18 protein-coding genes and 2 riboswitches are annotated in these 22877 nt (G+C 44.5%); of the genes, 9 read left to right on the plus strand and 9 right to left on the minus strand.

Annotation, left to right across the window (positions count from 1 at the left end):
• Nucleotides 1-3 precede the first annotated feature (3 nt).
• The 5 genes from ERJ70_RS15805 (at nt 4) to ERJ70_RS15825 (ending at nt 7248) form a co-directional block, all read left to right on the plus strand.
• A complete protein-coding gene (locus ERJ70_RS15805) occupies nt 4-627 on the plus strand; it encodes a pyroglutamyl-peptidase I (RefSeq protein WP_209365746.1) in 624 nt (207 codons plus the stop codon).
• 119 nt (nt 628-746) lie between these two features.
• On the plus strand, nt 747-2561 hold the full coding sequence (gene pepF, locus ERJ70_RS15810) for an oligoendopeptidase F (RefSeq protein WP_209365747.1): 1815 nt from the start codon (nt 747-749) through the stop codon (nt 2559-2561).
• A gap of 201 nt (nt 2562-2762) precedes the next feature.
• A complete protein-coding gene (locus ERJ70_RS15815; RefSeq protein ID WP_209365748.1) occupies nt 2763-3890 on the plus strand; it encodes an ABC transporter ATP-binding protein in 1128 nt (375 codons plus the stop codon).
• Nucleotides 3891-3984: 94 nt separating this feature from the next.
• A riboswitch (SAM riboswitch) is annotated at nt 3985-4136 on the plus strand.
• 185 nt (nt 4137-4321) lie between these two features.
• Nucleotides 4322-5821, plus strand: coding sequence for a sodium:solute symporter family protein (locus ERJ70_RS15820; protein WP_209365749.1), 1500 nt, complete (start codon nt 4322-4324; stop codon nt 5819-5821).
• Between the two features lie 41 nt (nt 5822-5862).
• Nucleotides 5863-7248 carry an LLM class flavin-dependent oxidoreductase gene (locus ERJ70_RS15825; RefSeq protein WP_209365750.1) on the plus strand — a complete coding sequence of 462 codons (1386 nt, stop codon included), beginning with the start codon at nt 5863-5865 and terminating at the stop codon, nt 7246-7248.
• Between the two features lie 31 nt (nt 7249-7279).
• On the opposite strand, the gene ERJ70_RS15830 is transcribed toward ERJ70_RS15825, so the two are convergent.
• The 5 genes from ERJ70_RS15830 to ERJ70_RS15850 all read right to left on the minus strand — a co-directional run bounded on the left by ERJ70_RS15830 (nt 7280) and on the right by ERJ70_RS15850 (nt 10795).
• Nucleotides 7280-7681 (minus strand): hypothetical protein, encoded by a 402-nt coding sequence (locus ERJ70_RS15830; protein WP_209365751.1) that lies wholly within the window; start codon nt 7679-7681, stop codon nt 7280-7282.
• Nucleotides 7682-7683: 2 nt separating this feature from the next.
• Nucleotides 7684-8739: a PD40 domain-containing protein gene (locus ERJ70_RS15835; protein WP_209365752.1), complete on the minus strand. Its 1056-nt coding sequence runs from the start codon at nt 8737-8739 to the stop codon at nt 7684-7686.
• 13 nt (nt 8740-8752) lie between these two features.
• Nucleotides 8753-9634, minus strand: a complete 882-nt coding sequence (locus tag ERJ70_RS15840) for a permease prefix domain 1-containing protein (RefSeq protein ID WP_209365753.1) — start codon at nt 9632-9634, stop codon at nt 8753-8755.
• The gene (locus tag ERJ70_RS15845; RefSeq protein WP_209365754.1) at nt 9631-9954 is read right to left on the minus strand and encodes a PadR family transcriptional regulator; all 324 of its coding nucleotides are present in this window, start codon (nt 9952-9954) and stop codon (nt 9631-9633) included. The genes ERJ70_RS15840 and ERJ70_RS15845 overlap by 4 nt, the downstream gene beginning before the upstream one ends.
• Nucleotides 9955-10072: 118 nt before the next feature.
• Nucleotides 10073-10795: a 3-ketoacyl-ACP reductase gene (locus ERJ70_RS15850; RefSeq protein ID WP_209365755.1), complete on the minus strand. Its 723-nt coding sequence runs from the start codon at nt 10793-10795 to the stop codon at nt 10073-10075.
• Nucleotides 10796-10955: 160 nt separating this feature from the next.
• Here ERJ70_RS15850 and ERJ70_RS15855 point away from each other — a divergent pair, with 160 nt between their 5' ends.
• Both ERJ70_RS15855 and lacZ read left to right on the plus strand, forming a co-directional pair.
• The gene (locus ERJ70_RS15855; RefSeq protein WP_209365756.1) at nt 10956-11507 is read left to right on the plus strand and encodes a DJ-1/PfpI family protein; all 552 of its coding nucleotides are present in this window, start codon (nt 10956-10958) and stop codon (nt 11505-11507) included.
• 308 nt (nt 11508-11815) lie between these two features.
• Entirely contained in the window at nt 11816-16003 is a 4188-nt protein-coding gene (gene lacZ / locus ERJ70_RS15860) for a beta-galactosidase, LacZ type (RefSeq protein ID WP_209365757.1), read from the plus strand.
• A gap of 50 nt (nt 16004-16053) precedes the next feature.
• Here lacZ and ERJ70_RS15865 read toward each other — a convergent pair whose 3' ends face one another.
• The 3 genes from ERJ70_RS15865 to ERJ70_RS15875 all read right to left on the minus strand — a co-directional run bounded on the left by ERJ70_RS15865 (nt 16054) and on the right by ERJ70_RS15875 (nt 20071).
• On the minus strand, nt 16054-17679 hold the full coding sequence (locus tag ERJ70_RS15865) for a catalase (RefSeq protein ID WP_209365758.1): 1626 nt from the start codon (nt 17677-17679) through the stop codon (nt 16054-16056).
• Between the two features lie 463 nt (nt 17680-18142).
• A complete protein-coding gene (locus ERJ70_RS15870; RefSeq protein WP_209365759.1) occupies nt 18143-19456 on the minus strand; it encodes a nucleobase:cation symporter-2 family protein in 1314 nt (437 codons plus the stop codon).
• Nucleotides 19457-19477: 21 nt separating this feature from the next.
• Complete coding sequence (locus ERJ70_RS15875) at nt 19478-20071, minus strand: xanthine phosphoribosyltransferase (RefSeq protein ID WP_209365760.1); 594 nt, start codon at nt 20069-20071, stop codon at nt 19478-19480.
• 123 nt (nt 20072-20194) lie between these two features.
• Nucleotides 20195-20296: riboswitch (purine riboswitch) on the minus strand.
• 332 nt (nt 20297-20628) lie between these two features.
• On the opposite strand from ERJ70_RS15875, the gene ERJ70_RS15880 reads away from it, so the two are divergent.
• The gene (locus ERJ70_RS15880) at nt 20629-21147 is read left to right on the plus strand and encodes a DUF2268 domain-containing putative Zn-dependent protease (RefSeq protein ID WP_209365761.1); all 519 of its coding nucleotides are present in this window, start codon (nt 20629-20631) and stop codon (nt 21145-21147) included.
• A complete protein-coding gene (locus tag ERJ70_RS15885; protein ID WP_245208213.1) occupies nt 21147-21593 on the plus strand; it encodes a DUF2268 domain-containing putative Zn-dependent protease in 447 nt (148 codons plus the stop codon). The genes ERJ70_RS15880 and ERJ70_RS15885 overlap by 1 nt, the downstream gene beginning before the upstream one ends.
• A 71-nt stretch (nt 21594-21664) precedes the next feature.
• Here ERJ70_RS15885 and ERJ70_RS15890 read toward each other — a convergent pair whose 3' ends face one another.
• Nucleotides 21665-22690: a zinc-dependent alcohol dehydrogenase family protein gene (locus tag ERJ70_RS15890; RefSeq protein WP_209365762.1), complete on the minus strand. Its 1026-nt coding sequence runs from the start codon at nt 22688-22690 to the stop codon at nt 21665-21667.
• Nucleotides 22691-22877: the final 187 nt, after the last annotated feature.

Here is a 22877-nt window from a genome sequence, read left to right on the forward strand (position 1 = left end):
TTCATGAAGATATTACTAACAGGTTTTGAACCGTTTTTGGGGATGAGTGAAAATCCAACCGAGCTTGTAACTAAAAAATTCACAGGGAAAACATTCATGGGCATGGAGATAATCGGTCATATATTGCCCGTTGATTTCCAAAAAGCTTCGAAACAACTGATCACTCAAGTAGACCAACTGCAGCCGGATATGATTGTTTCCCTCGGTTTGGCTGCCGGCCGCAACCGGATTACACCGGAACGGATCGCCATCAACTGTATGGACGGAGAACCGGATAATGCCGGGAACAGCTTTCAGGACAAAAAAATAGCCGACAACGGCCCTGATGGTTATTTTTCCACTCTGCCAATCCGGACCTTGGTGGATGCACTTCAGCAAACAGGCATTCCCGCCGGCATCTCTAATTCAGCAGGTACTTATCTTTGCAATCAAGTCATGTACACAGCCCGCCACTATATCGAAACCAGCGACATCGATTGCCGAACAGGCTTTATCCATATGCCCGCCCACCACAAGCTGGCACTGGAGAATCCGAAGCTTCCTTCCTGGTCGTTGAACGATTTGAACACAGCTGTGGAGGTCATTTTGCAGGAGCTGGCAAAAACATCTAAAAAGGCAATCAGCTAAACGATTGTGTCGGTCGCCCGCATAAAGGAAAGTAAGTTGCCAAAGCGGTTCCCGGCTCTCAAACTAGATAAAAAGAAATAAACCGATTGAACCGATTTAATCAACAATTTTAGGAGGACATGTTAATGACCAAACACCAACGTATAAGCCGTGACCAGGTCCCTAATGCAGCAACCTGGGATTTAACCGATTTATTCGCTTCAAGGGATGAATGGGAAGAGGAATTACGTGCAGTCCAGCAAAGTTTACCAGAAGTCACTCAGTATCAGGGAGAAGTCGGAGAAAATGCTGCAACACTCCGAGACTGTTTAGAAGCCCGCGAACAGTTGTTGCAACGGGTAGTACGAGTAGCCACTTATGCAAACTTAAGGCAATCAGCTGACAGTGCCGATAGTACCAACCAGGCGGATGCAGCAAAGGTAAGCGATGCTTTGGCAAAAATCGACGCGGCTCTTTCCTTTGTGGAAATCGAAATCATTTCCGTTCCGGAAGCGAAACTCAATCAATTTTTCGATGATGAGCCGAAGCTTATTCCTTTCTCCAAATACGTAAATGATTTAAAAGAAAAACAACCGCATACCCTGTCAGCGGAAACAGAGTCGGCTCTGGCTTCTTTGGGTTCTTTATTCCGTTCTCCTTATACTACATATAATCGGAGCAAGCTGTCAGACATGCAGTTTGAACCTTTCGCCAATGATAATGGAGAGTATCAACCGAATTCCTTTTCCCTGTATGAAGCCAATTACGAAGCCTCCCCATCTGCTGTGGTTAGGAAAAATGCATTTGATTCTTTTGTCAAAACGTTAAAACAGTATAAAAACACGTTTGCTGCTACCTATGCCACCAAAGTCAATCAGGAAGTAGTGATGTCGAGGCTGCGCAACTATGATTCCGTCACCGACATGCTGCTGGCCCCACAGCAAGTGACACAGGAAATGTACCATAACCAGTTGGATATTCTTCTAGAGGAATTGGCTCCGCATATGCGCCGATTTGCCAAGTTGAAACAGCAAGTACTCGGTTTGGAGAAAATGGCCTTCCATGATTTAAAAGCCCCGCTCGACCCTGATTTCAATCCGGAAACCAGTTATGAAGAGGCGGCCGAAACCGTATTGGAAGCTCTAAAGGTCATGGGACCCGAATACAGCCGCATTATGGAAACAGCATTATCTGAACGTTGGATCGACTATGCCGACAACATCGGAAAATCGACCGGTGCTTTTTGCTCCAGTCCATATGGCGTTCATCCCTATATATTGACAACCTGGACCAATCAAATGCGTGGAGCCTTTACGCTCGCCCACGAACTCGGACACGCAGGTCACTTTTATCTGGCTGGCAAAAATCAACGCATGACCAATACCAGACCATCTACCTATTTCATCGAAGCACCTTCAACGATGAACGAAATGCTGCTTGGCAACCATTTGTTATCGAATACTGATGATACCCGGATGAGAAGATGGGTCATTTTACAGCTGCTTGGCACCTATTATCATAACTTCGTTACCCATCTGCTGGAAGGAGCTTTTCAGCGCAGGGTCTATCAGCTTGCAGAAGCCGGCGAGCCATTGACAGCCGACGTTTTATCCGGGCAAAAAGCTGCTGTATTGTCGGAGTTTTGGGGTGCTGCCGTCGAAATTGATGAAGGAGCGAGCTTGACCTGGATGCGCCAGCCGCATTACTATATGGGTCTTTATCCTTACACGTATTCAGCAGGATTGACGGTTTCTACAGCCGTTTCACAAACCATTTTCGAGGAAGGACAGCCTGCCATCGACCGTTGGCTTGACGTTTTAAAAGCAGGAGGTACCAAGAAACCACTCGATCTAATTAAACAAGCAGGTGTCGACATGGAAAAGCCCGATGCCATCCGCCAGGCCGTCTCCTATGTTGCCAGCCTGATCGACGAACTCGAAAAAAGCTACAACTGATGAAGGGACAGTCCCCCACCCAATTAACACTGCGTCACGCTAACACGACAGTGCGGTGGGGGACTGTTCCCATTTTCATATATTTTTCTGAATATTCGTGATATTGCACAACTAGGCATCCCTTTTCTTGTGCACGTTGTCCATTTACTTCCTTCCCCTTCTTCTATACGCTTAATCTATGGATAAAAAGGAGGAAAAGGAATGGCGAAAATCAATCTCTCAAATATTGAAAAAGTTTATGATAAAAAAGTCTCAGCAGTGCAAAACTTCAATTTGGAAGTGGAAGACAAAGAATTTATCGTATTTGTCGGCCCTTCCGGATGTGGCAAATCGACAACGCTGCGAATGATTGCCGGATTGGAAGAAATCACTTCTGGCGACTTTCTAATCGATGGGAAACGCATGAACGATATTCCCCCAAAAGACCGTGATATTGCCATGGTTTTTCAAAACTACGCACTCTATCCGCATATGGACGTATACAGCAATATGGCATTCGGACTGAAACTGCGTAAATTTGATAAAAAAGAAATAGATAGACGGGTGAAGGAAGCAGCGAAAATCCTCGGTCTGGAAGGATACTTAAAGCGAAAGCCAAAAGCGCTTTCTGGCGGACAAAGACAGCGGGTCGCACTTGGACGGGCGATTGTCCGGGATGCAAAAGTGTTTTTGATGGACGAGCCGTTATCCAATCTAGATGCCAAATTACGGGTTCAAATGCGCGCAGAAATTCAAAAGCTGCATAAACGACTGCAAACAACTACTATTTACGTCACGCACGACCAAACCGAGGCCATGACGATGGCAAGCCGTCTAGTGGTCATGAAGGATGGCATTGTCCAACAAGTCGGAGCCCCCAAAGAAGTCTATGACTGTCCAAACAATGTATTCGTTGGTGGTTTCATCGGTTCTCCCTCTATGAATTTCTTTCATGGCAGGATAACGGACGACGGTTTTGTCATCGGCGACTTCCGGTTCAAACTTCCAGAAGCCAAATTAAAACAACTTTCAAGATTAGGCTATCGGGAAAAGGATGTGATAATGGGTATCCGACCGGAGGCCATCGAAAAGGAGGAGCAAATTGCTCCAAATAAATCAGATACGAGTTTCCCTGTCACCGTCGATGTAGCCGAACTTATGGGAGCAGAAACATACCTTTATTCAAGTCTAGGGGAACAAACCTTTATTGCAAGGATCGATGCCAAGTTTTCTATTCAAGGCGGGGATCAGCTGAACCTTTCTTTTGATATGGAGCAGGTTCTTTTCTTTGATCAAGACAGCGAGGATCGAATTCATCTTGATGCCGAAGTCGCCTCCGCAACCGGCTAAAAAGAAAAAATATTCCGAAATATCTGTTGACAGTTATCGTTACCATTGGTAATATAATTCCTAATTAAACCAAAAACCAAATAAACGAAGGTGTCTCTTATCAAGAGCAGGTGGAGGGAAATGGCCCGATGAAGCCCGGCAACCGACTGTAATACCATTGTGAAATGGGGCGTATCACTACGCCGCGGTTCTAACCGCTTAAAGCACGGTGCTAATTCCTGCAGTAGCAATACTGCAAGATAAGAGAAAGGGCGTTGCATGTTTTGGATGATAAACCTCTTTCTCTTAGAAAGAGGTTTTTTTGATTGCTTTTATCAACTAAAGGAGGAATACGAAATGTTTCTAATGTATGGATTATCGGCTATTGGTTTTGCTTTGATCGGGAGCATTGTTTGCTCGATTATGTATCCGAAAGGCAAGGAGGCCGCTAAATGAGTACATTGCCGACTTGGACAATTATACTGATTGTATTGCTGCTCGCCAGTTATGTTGTTGGTGTCTCCTATATCGGAAAACGGGGTGCCCCATACAGCAAAACAATGGCCGGATTCGCAACGGCTCGCGGCAAAGTAAGTCCCTGGCTTGTCGGAGCCAGTTTTGCTGCTACCTTTGCCAGCGCCAATTTATACTTAGGGCTTCCGGGACTCGCCTATCAATATGGCATTTCAGTATTGTGGTACACATTAGGCAGCTTTGGCACCGCATGGATCGGGCTGCTACTCTTCGCAAAAACATTTTGGAAGTATCAAAAAGAAAAAGGCGGTGTGTCCACCTTGCCAGAGTGGCTGGGAAAACGCTATAACAGCAAAACGCTTCAAATCTTGGTATCTATTCTACTATTGTTCAATATCTATTATATCGTCGGACAAAATGTAGGACTAGCAACCATATTTGAAACGATCATCGGTATCCCATACGAATGGGGAGTCGTCGCCGGCGTGATGATCACCATCATTTACATCGGGCTGGGCGGTGCCTTTGCTCAAATCATCACCGATGCTTTTCAGGGGATATTGATGTCTGTCACCTCTGTCTTGATTATTGTTTCATTGTTCTGGACAATTGGTGGCGGCTTCCAGGTATTTGACCGGATGTTCGATCAACTTGCGGCCATTCATCCTTCCCTAGTCTCCACCTTTTCAGCAGAGGGTCCCTATGACAGCGTTCCGACTGTCCTTGCCATACAATTTTTGATGATCAGTTTTGTATTGATGCCTCATTTACTAAATAAGATTTTGGCGATTGAAACGGAAAAAGAACTGCGTCCATTTGTAATTTCCAGTGGCGTGCATTTATTCTTCATTTCTTATCTGCCTGTGTTTGGCGGATTTGCAGCAAGGATTCTCGTTCCCGGCCTGGCCGAGGCAGATCAAGCATTGCCCGCTTATTTAATCGAGGCTTTTCCACCCGCCCTCGTTGCGTTGATGATTGTCGGTGTAATTTCAGCAGTGCTTTCGAGCACAGACAGCCTTTATCTATCGATAACTTCCAGTATCGGCAATGACATTTACCTGCCGCTGGTACAAAAAACACAATCCAGACTTACTCCCGCCAACTATGATCAGCGTGCAGTTATCATTGCAAAGTCTTCTTTGATAGTTGTCGGAGCTGCTTCGCTGTACTTGTCAATAAATCGCCCGGAGTCCCTGGCCATGCTCATTCAATTTAGTTTCTCGGCCATCATCAGCGGCGTATTCGGACCAGTGCTGCTAGGCTACTTTTGGAATAAAGGAAATCGAACAGGCGCAATTGTTTCCGTTTTAACCGGTTCCCTGTCCTATTTGGCCTTTACACAATTCAACCTGCTCCCTAATTTGTACATTGCCCTGTTTGTCAGTTCTGCTCTTGGATTTATCAGCATGCTGGCGGCGAGCTATTTGGCGACAGCATTCGGACCTAAGGTGCGTATGGCTGGCAAACATAGTGCTTAAATGGCAAATTGCTAAATAATTCGTTACAGGAGGAATTCCCATTGACAAAAGAAATCATTTTACATGCCTTCGAAATGAACAGCGCGATGCATAATTCGCATGGACTTTGGAAACATCCGGACAGCAAGCGGCATCGCGGCTATAAGGATTTGCAATATTGGGTAGACCTTGCCCGCTTGTTGGAGAAAGGTAAATTCGATGCGGTGTTTTTTGCTGATGTGCTCGGCATTTACGATGTTTACCGTAATAGTAAAACGCCATCAATCCGAGATGGTTTACAAGTGCCGGTGAACGACCCTGCCCTGCTTGTTTCAGCAATGGCACAAGCGACTGATCACCTGGCATTCGCCATTACTGTCAGCACCACCTATGAGCCACCCTTCGGCAATGCCAGACGTTTTTCCACTCTTGATCATTTAACTAATGGCAGGGTAGCCTGGAATATCGTCACCTCCTACCTGCCGAACGCTGCCAGAAACTTTGGTCTCGAAAAGATGATTAAACACGATGAACGATATGATATTGCCGATGAATATCTGGATGTATCCTACCAACTTTGGGAAGGCAGCTGGGAAAATGATGCATTTCTTGAAGACAGGAAAGAAGGTACTTTGATCAACCCGGAAAAAGTCCACGAAATCAAACATCATGGTAATTATTTCAATGTGGAAGGACCGCACCTTAGTGAACCATCCCCGCAAAGAACTCCTGTCCTTTACCAGGCAGGAACATCAGAACGCGGCCGTGCCTTCGCCGCAAAGCATGCCGAGTGTATTTTTGTCGGCGGTCCGACCCCAGAAAGGATCCGATATTATATCGAAGACATCAAAGAACGGGCAGAAAAACACGGACGGGATGCTTCCAAAATCAAGTTTTTATGCTTCCTAAATGTGATTGTCGGAGAAACAACCGAGGAAGCGGAGCGGAAATACGAAGAATACGCCAGTCATTGGAGTCCGGATGCTGCCAAAGCACAGTACGGTGCCAGTGGCTATGACATTTCAGAGTATGAAGTACTCGACCGCTCCTTGCCGTTTGAATATACAAAAAAGACAGAGGGTGGCCATTACAAAGCGGCAACCCTGACAAAAGATGCTCCGAAAAAGCTTACTGTAGGGGAAGTGCTCGACCGCTTTGAAACGTTGGACCGTTCTACTATCATTGTCGGAAATCCAGAAGAGGTAGCCGACGCCATCCAATTCCAATTTGAAGAATCCGGAGTGGACGGCTTTAACTTAAACCATTTTGTCACTCCTGGAGATTTAGAGGCTTTTGTGGAATTAGTGGTACCTGTCCTGCAAAAACGCGGCATTTACAAAAAGTCGTACAGGGAGGGAACCCTGAGAGAAAAGCTTTTCTCCACAGGGACTTTCCTGCCCGCCGATCATCCGGGCAGCAAATATCGAAAAGAATCAGTGAAAAAATGATTGAAGACAGACTCTAGGGTCTGTCTTCGTTTTATGGTGCAAATGAGAAATAAAGCACTCCCAATACAAACAATAGGAAATACCCGGCGATGATGTAAAACAGACTAAACACGATCTCCACAAAGAGGAGCGTCCATTTCACTGCAGGCGTCTGGCCCCAGGCAAAACGAATCCATCGGTAATTAATCAACAGCAACAAGTAGATACCAAGAATAATAAATCCCAAAACTACCCAATTACCTACTGCTTCACTGCTTTCCTGGTTATACCCATCAAAAAAACCGGACTGCCACTTCACGATTTGACAGCCGATGAGGAAAATGATCCCTAATATTGCCCCGAAACCGCCCAACCAACGCTTTTCCCGCTTAGAGGCTCTAAATAACAGTCCAAATGCAATTAATCCAAATAATATGGCGATGGTATAATCCAAGCTCAACCCTCCTTTGAGGATTTCATATAGAGTATTTCTTCTTGTGAGTTTTTCCCATTCAAATCGACACTGTATAAATGGTAATCAGGCTGTTGCTGGCCAAATTTCTTATCCACCATAAAATAAACGCGACGTCCTTCAGGTCCCATAATCACATTGCTGACACTATGTTTCAGTGTGGTTAATTGGCTTTCTTCCTTCGTCTCTCTGTCATAGGAAAACAATTCGTACTCAAACGTTCCACCTTCATCAGCATTGCTGACTGCCTGGAACAGGATGGTCTGTTCATCTGGCGTCAAAGCAAAATCAAAAACATCCTCCTGTCGATTTTCAGCACTTAAAGCCTGCAAATTTCCATTGTCATCCAAGGGAAGCTTGAATATCCGCTGATGGCTTTCAAAGATGTCATCTGCTGTTTCTGTATCCATATCGTCATCCATTTGCCAAAACACGGCCTGCTCCCTAGAAGAGACCTTTAACGACTTCATGTTATATTTTTTCAAATCTGTATGGCGCTCTGTTTTCCCACTGGAAAGGTCGAAGCTGAAAACGTCAAAATCATGTGGATGAGCACTTGCAATCGGTGAATAACTTTCGAAGGTTCCGGCTTGCAAGAAATAAAGTGTATCCGAGTCTTTGGGATCAAACTCAATCTCTGTAATCAAAGACTCTCCATTGAACAGCTCCTCATCATGATTGGTTGCTGGATAATACTTGTGAACGGAACTTGCCATCCCTGCCTGCTTATCTTTACCGCTGGTCACGTAGGTAAAAGAAGATCCATCCGGTGAAAAACTGATATCAAGGATTTCCTGATCAATCGACAGCTCAACTAAAGGCTCATTTGGGTTATGGCTGTCATTCTCGAAGTAAATACCTGGGTGTCCTTCATCAAAATATACGTAAGCGATGGATCCATCAGGAGAGATATCGTAAATCCCTGTTAAGCCTTGCTGTTTTTCGAATTCTTCCTTCCCGAAAACGACACCAAGGATAACCAAAAATATTGTTACGATAGCTATGGCAATCAGCAAAGCCCAAATGCCTTTTTTCTTCACGTGTACTCCCCCCTTACATTTGCATGAGATCGTAAATAAAATAGCTTACTGCCAGACCAATTACGAGCAGTGGTACTATCGCCGTTCCAAAGGCAGCTATCCGTTTGTGCCTCCGGATCAGGTTCATTTGCATCACATACAAACCAATCCAAATGATGAGTGGTAGTAGCCCGAGCGCCATTGCCGGCACTAGTTCTCCCGTGAAAATCAACACTCCCCATAGAAAAAACAGCACGACGCCAATTACAATAATGCCAGCTGTAATATTAATCGCGTGCAGCCACTTGGCCTGTTTCGGCAGTGGGTGACTGCCAGATTTGTAATCATGGAGCGTGGTGCGGTAAATCAAAACAATAGCGAGCAATAAAAGCAAGGAAACAAAGACAATTAAACTGGAAGATACCGCCGAAGTCCTGACTCCTGTTGCTAAGAGCAAGCCGAATAGGTAGACTGCTAGATAAACAATCAGCAGGCTGTTCATCCATAAACGGCGATTTAACAAGGTCACTGGTTTAAGAGACAATACCAGTAGGGAGGAACTGACAATAACGGAGAGTACCAGCCAAAAAATATAGGCATCCCCCTCCAAAAACAATTGTGCCAGGTAGACACAAAAAGAAAAAAGAATCGAGGATCCGGAAAGTGCAAGCATCATTTCTTTTCGATAAGGAAACATTGCCTGCTGAATCTGACTGCCGACCGCAGCTTCGTCGCCGAATAGCCGTATCGCCTTCATTTCTGCTTCTTTATCCGATAGTTTTTCGACTTCCATCAACTCTTGTTTGCTCAGTTGCAAATGGGTCAAAAGCTCCTCTGCCAGATCTTCCTTTTCTTGTTGATTCCCTTCGATTTGTCGGACGGTTTTATCTACAAACGCTTTCAACCGCTTGCTCATACCCATCCCTCCGTGCTCTTTTGGACAAGTGATTCAATCATTTTCCAATTTTCCTGTTTTCGCTTTAGCTCTGAACCACCTTCGTCGGTCAAACGGTAATATTTCCGGCGGCCGTGTTCTGTTTCACTCCAGTAGGATTCTATCCATTGTTTCCGTTCCAGCCGCTTAAGCGCAGAATATAACGTCCCTTCACTCATTTCGTAGGTATCGTCACTTAATTGTTTTAGAATCTTGGTGATTTGGTAGCCATATAGATCCCGCTGTGCTATTAGTGACATAATAAGCAAATCGATACTGCCTTTCATCATTTCCTTATCCATCCAATCACCCCATTTCCTGCTTATCACCATTGTATTACGATGTACATCGTAATACAATGGTTAAAGGAATAAAAATCACTATTCTTAACCGAATAGTGATTTCCCTAATCGTTGCTGATCAAAATGGATTTGTCGCCCATAAAGAAGCAGATTTAATAAATATTCTTGGATGCAACTTCAGCTGCGCAACCATATACTCTGCCAAATCTTCCGGTTGCATATATTTTTCCTGGTCCACTTCATCCAGTTTATCTTTGAAAACCAATTCAGTCGCTACGGTGCTGGGTGTAAGGGCTGCTACACGGATATTATGTTTGCGAACTTCTTGAGCGAGTGATTCTGTCATGCCAAGCAGCCCGAACTTCGAAGCACTGTATGCACTCGATCCAGGTGTTCCCCGTAAACCAGAGGTGGAAGAAATGTTGATAATATCGCCGCGATTCTTTTTGATTAACTGCGGAAGCACCGTTCGTGTTACATAATAAACACCCATGAGATTGACCTCGATCACCCGTTTCCAGTCTTCCGGATCGAAGTCAAGAAAGGTGTCGTATTTACCAATTCCTGCATTATTGATGAGTATATCCGCCGATCCTATTTTTTGCTCTATTGCTTTTACAGCAGCTTCAACCTGTGAAAGATCCGATACGTCAGCCGTAGCATAGGCAGCTTCTCCTCCATGCGCGGTAATTTCCTCTGCTACAGCCTGCAAATCAGACAGTGTTCGCGCTATCAACCCAATCTTCACCCCTTCTTTTGCCAGAGCAAGAGCAGTAGCACGACCAATTCCTTTTCCTCCTCCAGTTATGTAGGCAACCTTCCCTTGCAATGATTGCGCCATTTTCATTTCCCCTTTCCGATTAAATTTTTCCCTTCTATTTATTTTAACAGTTACCTTGTTCTCTATCTTGTCATGAACCTTGTTCTTTTTTCAAAAACAGAAGGATTATCAGCCAAAGGCTTGAATAGAGTAGATTAGAAACAAAACAGGAGGGATACAAATGGCAAAGAAAATTTTGATTCTTGCTGGAGATGCTGTAGAGTCGTTGGAAATTTACTATCCATATTTCCGCTGTTTGGAGGAAGGGTTTGATACGACCATTGCCGCAACGAGCCCTAAACCATTGCATACGGTCGTCCACGATTTTGTCGGTTGGGAAACATATACCGAAAAGGCTGGGTATTTAATCGAAGCAAACGAGGCCTTTTCTGATATCGTTCCGCAACAATATGACGGTCTCATCATTCCTGGCGGCCGGGCGCCCGAACACATTCGTTTGAATGAACATGTGCCGAAAATCGTTAGCCATTTCTTTGAAGCAAACAAACCGATCGCAGCTGTCTGCCATGCCAGCCTCGTCCTGACAACTGTCCGGGAGCATATAAAAAACCGCGAAATGACTGCATATGTTGCCTGCAAGCCAGAAGTAGAAGCAGCAGGGTCCATTTACATCGAAGAGCATCTTCATACAGACGGTAACCTGATTTCCGGCCATGCCTGGCCAGATTTGCCGGGATTGATGAAAGAGTTTATCAAACAAATAAACGGCTAAGCCTTCCTTGATAAATCGGCCTCATTCAAAAATGTCCTTCTTTGTGGTAAACCGTTCACACTTGAAAGATCATTTCGATTACAGAGGCCGATTTTTGTTACTTCATCTCCTTTTAGTAAAATTCTACTACTCTGTCATCCTATTTGACGGAAAGTTAGTAGATTAACCCCATTGAGTACCTGTTCCTTCCATGTTTTAATATAGTTAACTGACTATTTTTAATATTATATTTACATTTTTTTCATCCCTCCACTGCTTCTATTTTTTTTTGATAGTTAGTTAATTAAATTAATAAAGGAGGAACTATTTTGCAAGCTCTTAAACCCATTAATTATCTTCATTTTTCCCTACTTCTTTTGATCATCTGCACCTTTCTATTCTCCGTCCCAGTTTCTGCTGAGGAAGATAGCAGTAATTGGAATGGCACACCCGAGCTATTTCAAGAAAACAGGCTTCCAAGCACCGTGACAACCATCCCGCATAATAATGAAAGTACTGCCATTAAGGGGCAAATCGACAAGTCCCGTTTTTATAAATCACTTAACGGTGATTGGAAGTTCCACTGGTCGGAAAATCCGAACCAGCGGCCAACAGACTTTTATAAGGAAAATTTCAATGATACGGACTGGGATACCATTCCTGTTCCAAGCAATTGGCAACTGCAAGGTTATGGAGATATCATCTATCTTAATCAGCAACACCCTTGGCAAGGATACGGAAAAATCTTTCCTCCTGAAGTTCCTATTGAACATAACGAAGTAGGCTCTTACCGGCACCAATTTCAAGTACCTGGCAACTGGAAAAAACGAGAAATTATTCTATCCTTTCAGGGTGTGAAATCTGCCTTCAATGTTTGGGTGAATGGCAAAAAGGTTGGATATAGCGAAGACAGTTTCACCCCCGCTGAATTTAACATTACCGATTATGTGAAAAACGGCAAAAATACACTTGCGGTGGAAGTATTCCGCTGGTCTGATGGTGCCTGGTTGGAAAATCAGGACATGGTAGATCTTAGCGGCATTTTTCGCGATGTGTATGTATACGCTACCCCCGAAGTCCATATTGAGGATTATAAACTGGAAACCGATTTAGACCAAGAGTATCAGGACGCTGTATTAAGCATTGATGGGGAGCTAACGAATAAGGAATCAGTTAATCAGAATGATTACTCGATAGAAGCAAACTTGTACGATCAGGAAAACCATCAGCTAGACTTGAATGTTAACGTACTAGCGGTAAATTCGAAGGGCGACTTTAAGAAGGATATAAAAGTAGAAAACCCTTCGAAATGGTCAGCAGAGCAGCCCAACCTCTATACTCTAGTCCTGGAGGTAAAGAACAAGAAGGGAAAATCAATTGAAACGGTAAGCTCAAAAGTAGGATTTCGAGAAATAGAAATCCAGGACAATCAAGTGAAAATAAACGGTAAGCCGATTACAATCAAAGGTGTAAATCGCCATGAAGTGGATCCAGACACTGGCTATGTAATGTCAGAAGAACGAATGCGCGAGGACATTGAAATAATGAAACGAAATAACATAAACGCTGTCCGGACCGCACATTATCCGTTCCATCCACGTTTTTATGAATTAGCTGATGAATATGGCATTTATATTCTAGATGAGGCCAACAACGAATCACACAATATGCGCCCCTTCCCCGGCAACAGCCCGGAATGGGCTTCTGCCGTACAGGACCGAATCAAAACAATGGTCAGACGAGACAAAAACCATCCTTCCGTCATTTTTTGGTCAATGGGAAATGAGGTAGGCTCTGGTGACACGTTCCGAGAAGCTTCCGAATGGATCAAAGAATTTGATCCTACACGTCTGCTCCATTTCCAACAGGATAATAGCCTTGCAGACTTTGACAGCTTTATGTATCCAAGTCTATCTAGTTTAGAAAACTATGGAAAAAGAAATGAACGGCCATTAATTATGTGTGAATACGCACACGCTATGGGGAATAGCCTTGGGAATATCAAAGAGTATTGGGAAATTATCGAAAAATACGATAACCTGCAAGGCGGATTTATATGGGATTTTGTCGACCAATCGATCCGCCTTCCAGTTGAAGAGGGTGTAGAAGGATTACCCATAAAAGAAGATTACCAGGGAGAAACGTATTTTTCTTATGGAGGAGATTGGGGAAACTATGCGAACGACGGCATTTTTCTAATGAATGGTCTGCTAAACCCAGACAGGACCCCGCAGCCAGAAATGTTCGCTTTAAAAGCTGCTTATCAAAATATCGATGTACAAGCTGTCGACTTGGCAGAAAATAAAATCAGAATAAAGAACGAACACTTATTTAGACCTCTAAGTGATTTTGAAGGAAAATGGCAGTTGAAAGAAGATAACAAGGTTATCCAGGAAGGCAGCATCGAGGAAGATATTGCAGGAAATGCTAGTAAAGAAATCATCCTTCCACTGGAACAACCTGAAAAGCTGAAACCGGGAGCGGACTACTGGCTGAATATCAGTTATACCCTTTCTGAAGAAACCGCTTGGGCTGAAAAAGGATATGAGGTGGCCAATGCCCAATTTCAACTTCCTTTGGGTGCTCCTGCTTCTCCGGAATTTGCAACAGAGAACATGCCAAAGCTTCAAGTAGAAGAGGGAGAAAAACAAATTGACGTGGTCGGAGAACAATTCGATTTAACTTTTGATAAATCGAAAGGAACAATTTCTTCTTTTAAACACCATGGACAGGAATTGATTCAGTCAGGTCCTACGCCGAACTTCTGGCGGGTCCGCAACGACAATGACTTGATGAATGGCATGATGGATCGAAATGCATCATGGCAGCATGCCGGAGAAAATATGGAAATTACTGACGTGCAGCTAAGAGAAACCAGTGATAAAGTGATCCACATTCAAGTAACGGCTTCTTTGCCAACGTCAGGAGAGTCTTTCTACCGGGTAGGATATTTTGTTTATGGAAGTGGAGAAGTAGTGGTAAGAAGTACCGTTAAGCCAAGTACAGCCTTGTCAGAAATACCAGCTGTAGGAATGGAACTGACGTTGCCTGGCCAATATGATAACCTCCAGTATTACGGCCGTGGACCTTTCGAAAATTATTGGGACCGGAAAGATGGCGCCAATATCGGAGTCTATGATAGTACCATAGACGAACAGTTCTTTAACTACCCGCGACCACAGGAAACTGGAAATAAAACTGACGTCCGCTGGCTTACTTTGACGGGCGATGATGGCAATGGATTACTTATCAGCGGACTGCCACAGTTCGAATTCTCTGCTCTCCACTATACAAAAGATGATTTGGAACAAGCAGAGCATCCATATGAGTTAACCAAGCTGGATGATATCGTGCTAACCATCAATCACAAACAAATGGGAGTTTGGAATAGTTGGTCTGGGACTGCCTTGCCCGAGTATATGCTTTATACGGACCAATCTTACTCCTATACCTATATGCTAAGACCATTCACCGATGGTGAGTCTCCAATGGAGTTGAGCAAACGGCAAATCGACTTAGAATTGCTGGACGATATTAAAGTCAATGGGGAATCGCTTGAAGGCTTCCATACGGATGTAACCAACTATATCTACACCTTTTCGAGCGCCATTGACCAAACCATTCCATCAGTAGAAGCATTTCCAGCCAGAGAAGATGTGATCATTGAGGTGGAGAAAGCAGATGAACTAACCGGCACGACTATCATCCACGCTAGAACAGAGGACGGTTTCCTGGAAGAAACTTATACAATTGATTTTAATCCCGTTTCCGATTTATTTATCAGCGACATGCAATGGGAATCTGCCACTACAGGCTGGGGGACGATTCAAAAAGATCAATCAGTAGCCGGTCCTCCCATCACACTGCTTGGAGAAGACGGTCCGGTTCTCTACGAAAAAGGGATTGGAATTCATGCAAACTCGGAAATTGTCTATGACTTGACCAATTGGGAATTTGATCGTTTTGAAACTTTCGCAGGGGTAGAACAGCATGCAGACCGGGATGGGAACCAGTTCATTTTCGAGGTTTGGCTCGATGGCGAACTAGCCTATCAAACCGATCCCATGCGAAAAAGCACCCCGCAGGAGTTTATCAGTCTAGACATTACAAACAAGGAACAACTGAAACTTGTTATGCGAACCATTGAGGGAGGCAGCAATGGCCATGGTCATGGGGCATGGGCCGATGCCAAATTAATCGTACAGAATGAAAGCGAAGAAGTTTTGGAAAGTGCAACACTCTCAGTTGATCCGCAAACCGTTCAACCAGGTGGGCTGGCACAATTGAACGTAAATGCCACTAAAGCCAACGGAAATGCAATCAGCCTGGATAACAGTCAAATAGAATTTCACACCAGTGCACCAGACATCGTAGACTTTGATACCCAATATGAAGATTTATTGATGTACGTGGCAAGTAATAGGGGTGATGTTGAAAATTTTGAAGTATGGGCAACCGTCACTGTTGGAGATGCACAGGTTGATACCAATAAAGTAAAAGTGAATATTCAACCATAAAGCAAACTTAAAAAGCCGCCAGCTTTCATAAGCTGGCGGCTTTTTCACAATCAATATGGATCAGAAGGGATGCTGTCTTCCATGGCTTGCTCTACACCTTCTTCTGTCTGGGTTGCTCCGGCTGGTCCACCGTGTGTTGAATCCATATCGGCGGCGTCCATTTTATCATTTTCCAATCCTTCTTTTACCCTGCGGCCATATTCCTCGTCACATTTCGTGAAGTGCTCGATCATTTTTTCCTGTATTTCTTTCCGGCATGGTTTAAGGTTGGCAACAAGGTTTTTAATCAATTCGTCGCGTTCCCAATCTTTGAATTTACGATACGTTTCGCCAGCCTGTTTGTACGGGTTTTGCCTGTCTATCGCTTCTTTCTTTACCTCACCGGACACATGCGGGGTATGAGCCTTGCTGCTAGGATTCGCTTCCTCCAGGTTATTCATCAAAGAAGGCTCATAGTTGACATGCGGGTTTTGATTTTCATCATTATCAACTTGGTAAGACATCTGACCGCCCCGTTGATTGGTGGCCACCTTTTTCTTCGGACGATTGATTGGCAGCTGCAAATAGTTTGCTCCTACACGGTAACGCTGCGTATCCGAATAGGAAAAAGTCCGTCCCTGAAGCATTTTGTCGTCCGAAAAGTCCATGCCGTCTACAAGAACCCCAGTCCCGAAAGCGGCCTGTTCTACTTCATTGAAGTAATCTTCCGGATTGCGATTCAACACCATTTTCCCAACAGGAATCCAAGGGAATTGGTCTTTAGGCCAAATCTTCGTATCATCAAGCGGATCGAAATCCAACTCCGGATGCTCGTCATCACTCATCACTTGCACATAGAGCTCCCATTCCGGATAATCTCCTCGCTCAATCGCTTCATATAAATCCTGTGTTGCATGGTTGAAATTTTTCTTTTGAATCTCTTCAGCCTGTTCCTGGGTTAAATTGCGGATTCCTTGTACCGGTTCAAAATGATACTTAACAAGTACCGCTTCTCCGTCTTCATTCACCCACTTATACGTATTCACTCCAGAACCTTGCATTTGGCGATAATTGGCCGGAATACCCCATGGGGAAAATAAAAATGTCAGCATATGCATGGCTTCAGGTGTTTGCGACATGAAGTCAAAAATCCGTTCACTGTCCTGGATATTGGTTACGGGATCAGGTTTCAATGCGTGAATCACGTCGGGAAACTTGATGGCATCGCGGATAAAAAATACTTTCAAATTGTTCCCGACTAAATCCCAGTTGCCATCTTCTGTATAAAATTTCACCGCGAAGCCTCGAGGATCACGTAACGTTTCCGGAGAGGTTCCGCTATGGATCACCGTTGAAAAACGAACAAAGACGGGTGTCCGCTTCCCTTTTTCCTGAAACAATTTCGCCCTGGTATATTTGGAAATCGGCTCATCTCCTGCAGAACCATATGCTTCAAAATAGCCATGAGCGCCTGCACCCCGTGCGTGGACAACGCGTTCCGGGATTCTTTCCCTGTCAAAATGACTGATTTTTTCTATGAATTCGTAGTTTTCCAGCGTTGCAGGTCCGCGGTTTCCTACAGTCTTTGTGTTCTGATTGTCTCTTACAGGGTGTCCCTGTCTCGTCGTCAAGGTCCCTTTTTCCTTGTTGCCCCCTTCTTTGTTGCTATGTAGATTTTCTTTAGAGTTCTTTTCCATTAATCGTCCCTCCTTTAGAAATTCCTTACTCTATTCCCAAATCGAGCAGACGACAAACGGAGTTTTCAAAAAATAATAATGATTATTTTTAAAAAGAAATTATTAGATGAGCGCAAGTCCCTTGCTCCCGGACAAAAAACAGGCGAGTACTATTTATCTGCACATTACTATGAAGTGCTTTTCTTCCGGTTCACCGCCTCTTTTTGCTCTTCATCAACCGCATGAAGTGCTTTTCTCCCGGTTCGCCGCCTCCTTTTGCTATTCATCCACCGCATGAAGTGCTTTTCTCCCGGTTCACCGCCTCTTTTTGCTCTTCATCAACCGCATGAAGCGCTTTTCTCCCGGTTCGCGGCCTCTTTTTGCTCTTCATCAACCGCATGAAGTGCTTTTCTCCCGGTCCGCCGCCTCCTTTTGCTCTTCATCCTTCCCTTTTACTCTATTTTTAAAAAAACAAGCGCCCCTATCAGGACGCTTGTTCTTCTCTTATCTGTCTTTGAATCGATCTCTCGGAACGCTCAGGAATCACGTTAAATAAGACATTCAAAACAATGGCTGTCAGACTGCCGGCAACGATGCCGCTGTCGGTCAAAATCCGGATGCTTTCCGGAAGGTTGGCGAAGATTTCCGGGACTGCCGTTACACCCAGCCCCATTCCGACAGAACACGCAACCGTCAACAGGTTGCCCTGGCTTTCGAAGTTCACTTGGCTGAGCATCTTGATTCCATAAGCAATAACCATTCCGAACATCGCCAATGAGGCTCCGCCAAGCACAGCAGTCGGAATCAACGTGGTGATAGCGGCGATTTTCGGCAGGAAGCCCAATACAACCAAAATAGAGCCGGCAGCAAAAATGGCTTGTTTCGTTTTGACCCCAGTAAGCTGGACCAGACCGACATTTTGCGAATAGGCGGTATAAGGGAAAGCGTTAAAGATACCGCCTAACACAATTGCAAGTCCTTCCGCCCGATATCCTTTTTCCAGGTCCTTTCCGCTGATTTCGCGATTGGTTATATCGCCAAGAGCCAGGTAAACGCCAGTGGATTCGATCAAACTGACAATCGCCACCAATGTCATCGTCAGGATGGCAGAAATGTTAAAAGTCGGGGCTCCAAAGTAAAATGGCTGGATAGAATGAAACCAGGAAGCATCTCCGACTTCTGAAAAATCGACCATTCCCATCAAAGCGGCTGCAATCGTGCCGGCCACCAAGCCGATAAGAATCGAAATCGTGCGCAGAAATCCTTTCGCAAATTTATTCAGTAATAAAATGAATACGAGAACACCAAATGCTAACAACAGATTGGCAGGATTGCCGAAATCCGCGCTGCCTTCACCACCTGCCATGTCATTGAATGCTACCGGGACGAGAGTCAACCCGATTATCATCACGACAGAACCGGTGACAACCGGCGGGAAAAACCGGACCAACTTACTAAAGTATTTCGAAATCAACACGACGAACAGCCCGGAAACAAGGATCGCTCCATAAATAGCGGATATTCCATGCTGACTCCCTATTGCAATCATCGGCCCGACGGCAGTGAATGTACAACCAAGCATGACAGGCAAGCCGATGCCGAAAAATTTGTTTCTCCATACTTGCAGAAGGGTGGCAACACCACAGGCAAGCAAATCAATCGAAATCAGATAGGTGAGCTGTTCGAAGGTTAACGCTAATGCTCCTCCGACAATCAACGGAACGACGACAGCTCCTGCGTACATCGCCAATACATGCTGGAAGCCGATCGATAGTGTTTGCAGTTTCTTTTTATTCATCTGTATTCTCCTCCTATCGCTTTATTGATAAACCGTTTCTTTTGTCTCAACAAACTGGACTTTTCCTCCAGCAAGCGATTTGACCCGGGCAAGAGATTCCAAACGGTAGCCTTGCTTGCGAATTTCTTCCGCACCTGGCTGGAAGGACTTTTCTATCAAAATGCCAATCCCGGAAACATTCGCCCCCGCTTGCTCCACCATCTTCGCCAAACCAATTGCAGCTTGTCCGTTGGCGAGAAAGTCATCAACGATCAGGACATTGTCCCCTTCTTCGATATACTTATGGGATACGGTAATTTCATTGGTTTCCTGCTTCGTGAAAGAGTACACCTTCGCTGTGTACACATCACTGGTCAATGTCAGTGACTTTCTTTTCCTTGCGAAAATCACTGGAACATCAAACTCCAGACCTGTCATGATGGCCGGCGCAATTCCTGATGATTCGATGGTCAATACTTTGGTGATTTCCTCCTCTTTAAAAAGGCGGGCAAATTCCTTCCCAATTTCCTTCATCAGCTTAGGATCCATTTGATGATTGATAAAAGAATCCACTTTCAGGACATTTTCATTCAACACAATGCCGTCTGTCTTAATCTTGTCTTTTAATAGTCTCATAGCTGTCTCCGCTCCCTTCATCTTTATAAAAATGCCAATAAAAATAGCAGCTTACCAGAGTAAGCTGCTTTCAGAATGAAAAAACACATAAACGCCCCGAACTGACAGGACGCCATACGTTGATCTAACTGTTCGCTTACTCGTAGTCGGGCAATTTACGGTTACCCGGTAGAAACTTGCAGGCCATATTCCTGCTATTATACGAGTTTCATCAGTGCGTATATTGTTTTCGATACATTGAATTATAACGAATTTTGTCAGATATGCAAATGTTTTTTCATGACAGTTTACTAGAAAGGTGTTGTTTTAGACACTAGGTAGAAACAGCGACACAGTGATAACCTCTTTTCAATTAAGTCCATACATAAAGCATCAGCAGAACACTTTGCTTTCCGTGGGTAGGACTTCAAGCAAAAAACTTCTTTGAGATCTTCAGAAGTGTATTCTCCCCATCGAAAATAAAGACTTTGCCTAAATTGCAGAGCGGAATTGGTAAAATGAGGAAATTTCTAGTATAGTAAAGAAAAAAACAGAATAGGAGGATTCCATTTCACCAGATGAAAAAAATCGCTCGCTTGTTAATACTCATGAATATGCTTTTTTTGATGACAAGTTGTTCAAACCCTGCCCAGCCAGATTCCCTCTCACAGGAGGCTGAAGGAAACCCTGTAGAGTTTGACTATAAAGGGCAACATTTCACCATTGTCAATCTCTTTGATGAGATGGAAGGCTATGTCAAAGCCGCCAAACAACAACCGGAAAACCTGGACTCATTATATAAAAAGCATGTATTGGAACCGCTCCGCTCCATGGCTTTTGGCGAAGGGAACGGTTATGATAGGCTCCGATTCCAGGCACCAACAGATATAGAAGCTACGGAAAAAGCGCTTCATACACTAATCGGTCAGCAAGAGGAAATAAGCAATATCATCAGAGAAACGTTAAAGAAATCGGCCGATGAACTACCAGGGGGTGAGAAAACAGTCTATATCATCCCCGCCAATACTGATTTCCCCGATATATATAAGGTAGTTGATAATGTTTCCGGCATGGTCTGGCAAGAAAATTTTATTTAATAGAATTAGCCCCAAATTTCCCTGAACAAGTTTTACAGTACACAGTCGCTCATGAGTATCACCATACCATTCACTGGGAAAGCCGGAAAGACCATTCAAGGAACTTGTTGCAGGATGTAATGGTTGAAGGCAGAGCTGAAATGTTTGCCAAACAAGTTTATCCCGGAATAGAAGTACCATGGAATTCAGCCCTCCCGCCCGGAACGGAAAAACAAATTTGGCAAGTGCTCAAGGAAAACAAGGATTCAACCAATACTGGCATGTTGGATGACTTTTTCAACGGAAATCCCAGCAAAGGGCTCCCGCGTTGGAGCAATTACAAAATAGGTTATAAAATTATTGAAAAATACGTAGAAGAAAATCCGGACGTTCCCATCGAAGAATGGACACAACTGCCTGCCGTCGAAATATTGGAACTAAGCCATTATCAGGATAAATTCAACTAATTAAAGCCAAGTTGAAAACAGAGAAAAACGGCCCTGAACAGGTTGATTCAAGGCCGTTCATTTCACTTTTTCTAGTCGTGACGAATCACGATTTTCCCGAAAAACTTCTGACTGGCTAAATAGTCAAATGCTTCCCGTGCTTGATCAAACGAAAACACGCTGTCGATGACTGGAGTCATCTTCTTTTCTGCAATCAGCTTGTTCATGTTTTCGAAATCTTCCCGGCTTCCTACTCCGATGGTTCTGGTGGACGCCCTGCCAAAAATGTCGAAGTAATCAAGCTTGTCGCCTTCCTTCGTCAGCACGCCGATCATGGCCACTTCTTCTCCATTTGCCACAGCATGCAGGGATTGTTTAATTGTAGCCGGACCGCCTACTTCGACGACTCGTTGGACACCTCCGGTCCGTTCCTTGACCACTTCTCCCCAATTAGGAGTAGATTGATAGTTAATCACGTCTTCCGCTCCGAGTTCTTTCAATCTTTCTGCTTTTTTATCACTGGAAGTCGTGGCGATAACACGTAAGCCGAGCAGCTTAGCCAATTGAATGGCAAAAACGGACACCCCTCCGCTTCCCAGTGTAAGAACCGTGTCACCGGCAGCTAATGGGCTTGGACCGTGAAGCGCCGACCAGGCTGTGACAGCAGCACATGGCAGTGTCGATGCCTGTTCATAGGTGAGATGTTCAGGTATCGCAACGAGCAATTCGGGATTCAGCACCTTGTATTCCGTGAGCCAGCCATCACTATGTGAGCCATAAGGTTCCGTGTACCCGGGCCGTTTTCCGCCAAACCATTCTTTTGTGAAATTTCCTGCGACCCTGTCCCCTACCTGAAAGCGACGGACACCTTCTCCGACTGCAACGATTTCTCCAGCACCATCCGATAGCGGAATCAGATTGTCTGCGACCCCGCCCGGATAATCATTCTGGACCATCGCTAAATCGCGATAATTCAAAGAGGTCGCTTTTACTTTCACCAGCACTTCTCCCCTTTGAACCTGTGGCATTTCCTCCTGTATCCTTTCAAGTTCATCAAGAGAACCTGCCTGCTTCAACCGATAGGATTGCATGTAGCCGCTTATTTGTTGATTAGACATTAAAACTCCTCCTTCATTTTCCATATCTTCCCTCCTCCTTTTTACCAAGAATGGAGCAGTCTGAAAAGCAATATGTTTGGCATGCAATAAGGAGATTGAAACAGGAGTGACATTGCACGAGCAAAAACCGAACGATTCTGATTAACATCGTTCGGTCTTTGCTCTGGTTAAGGTCCTCTTTTCCCAG

The organism is Sediminibacillus dalangtanensis (assembly GCF_017792025.1).
GTDB classification, from domain to species: Bacteria; Bacillota; Bacilli; order Bacillales; family Amphibacillaceae; genus Sediminibacillus; species Sediminibacillus dalangtanensis.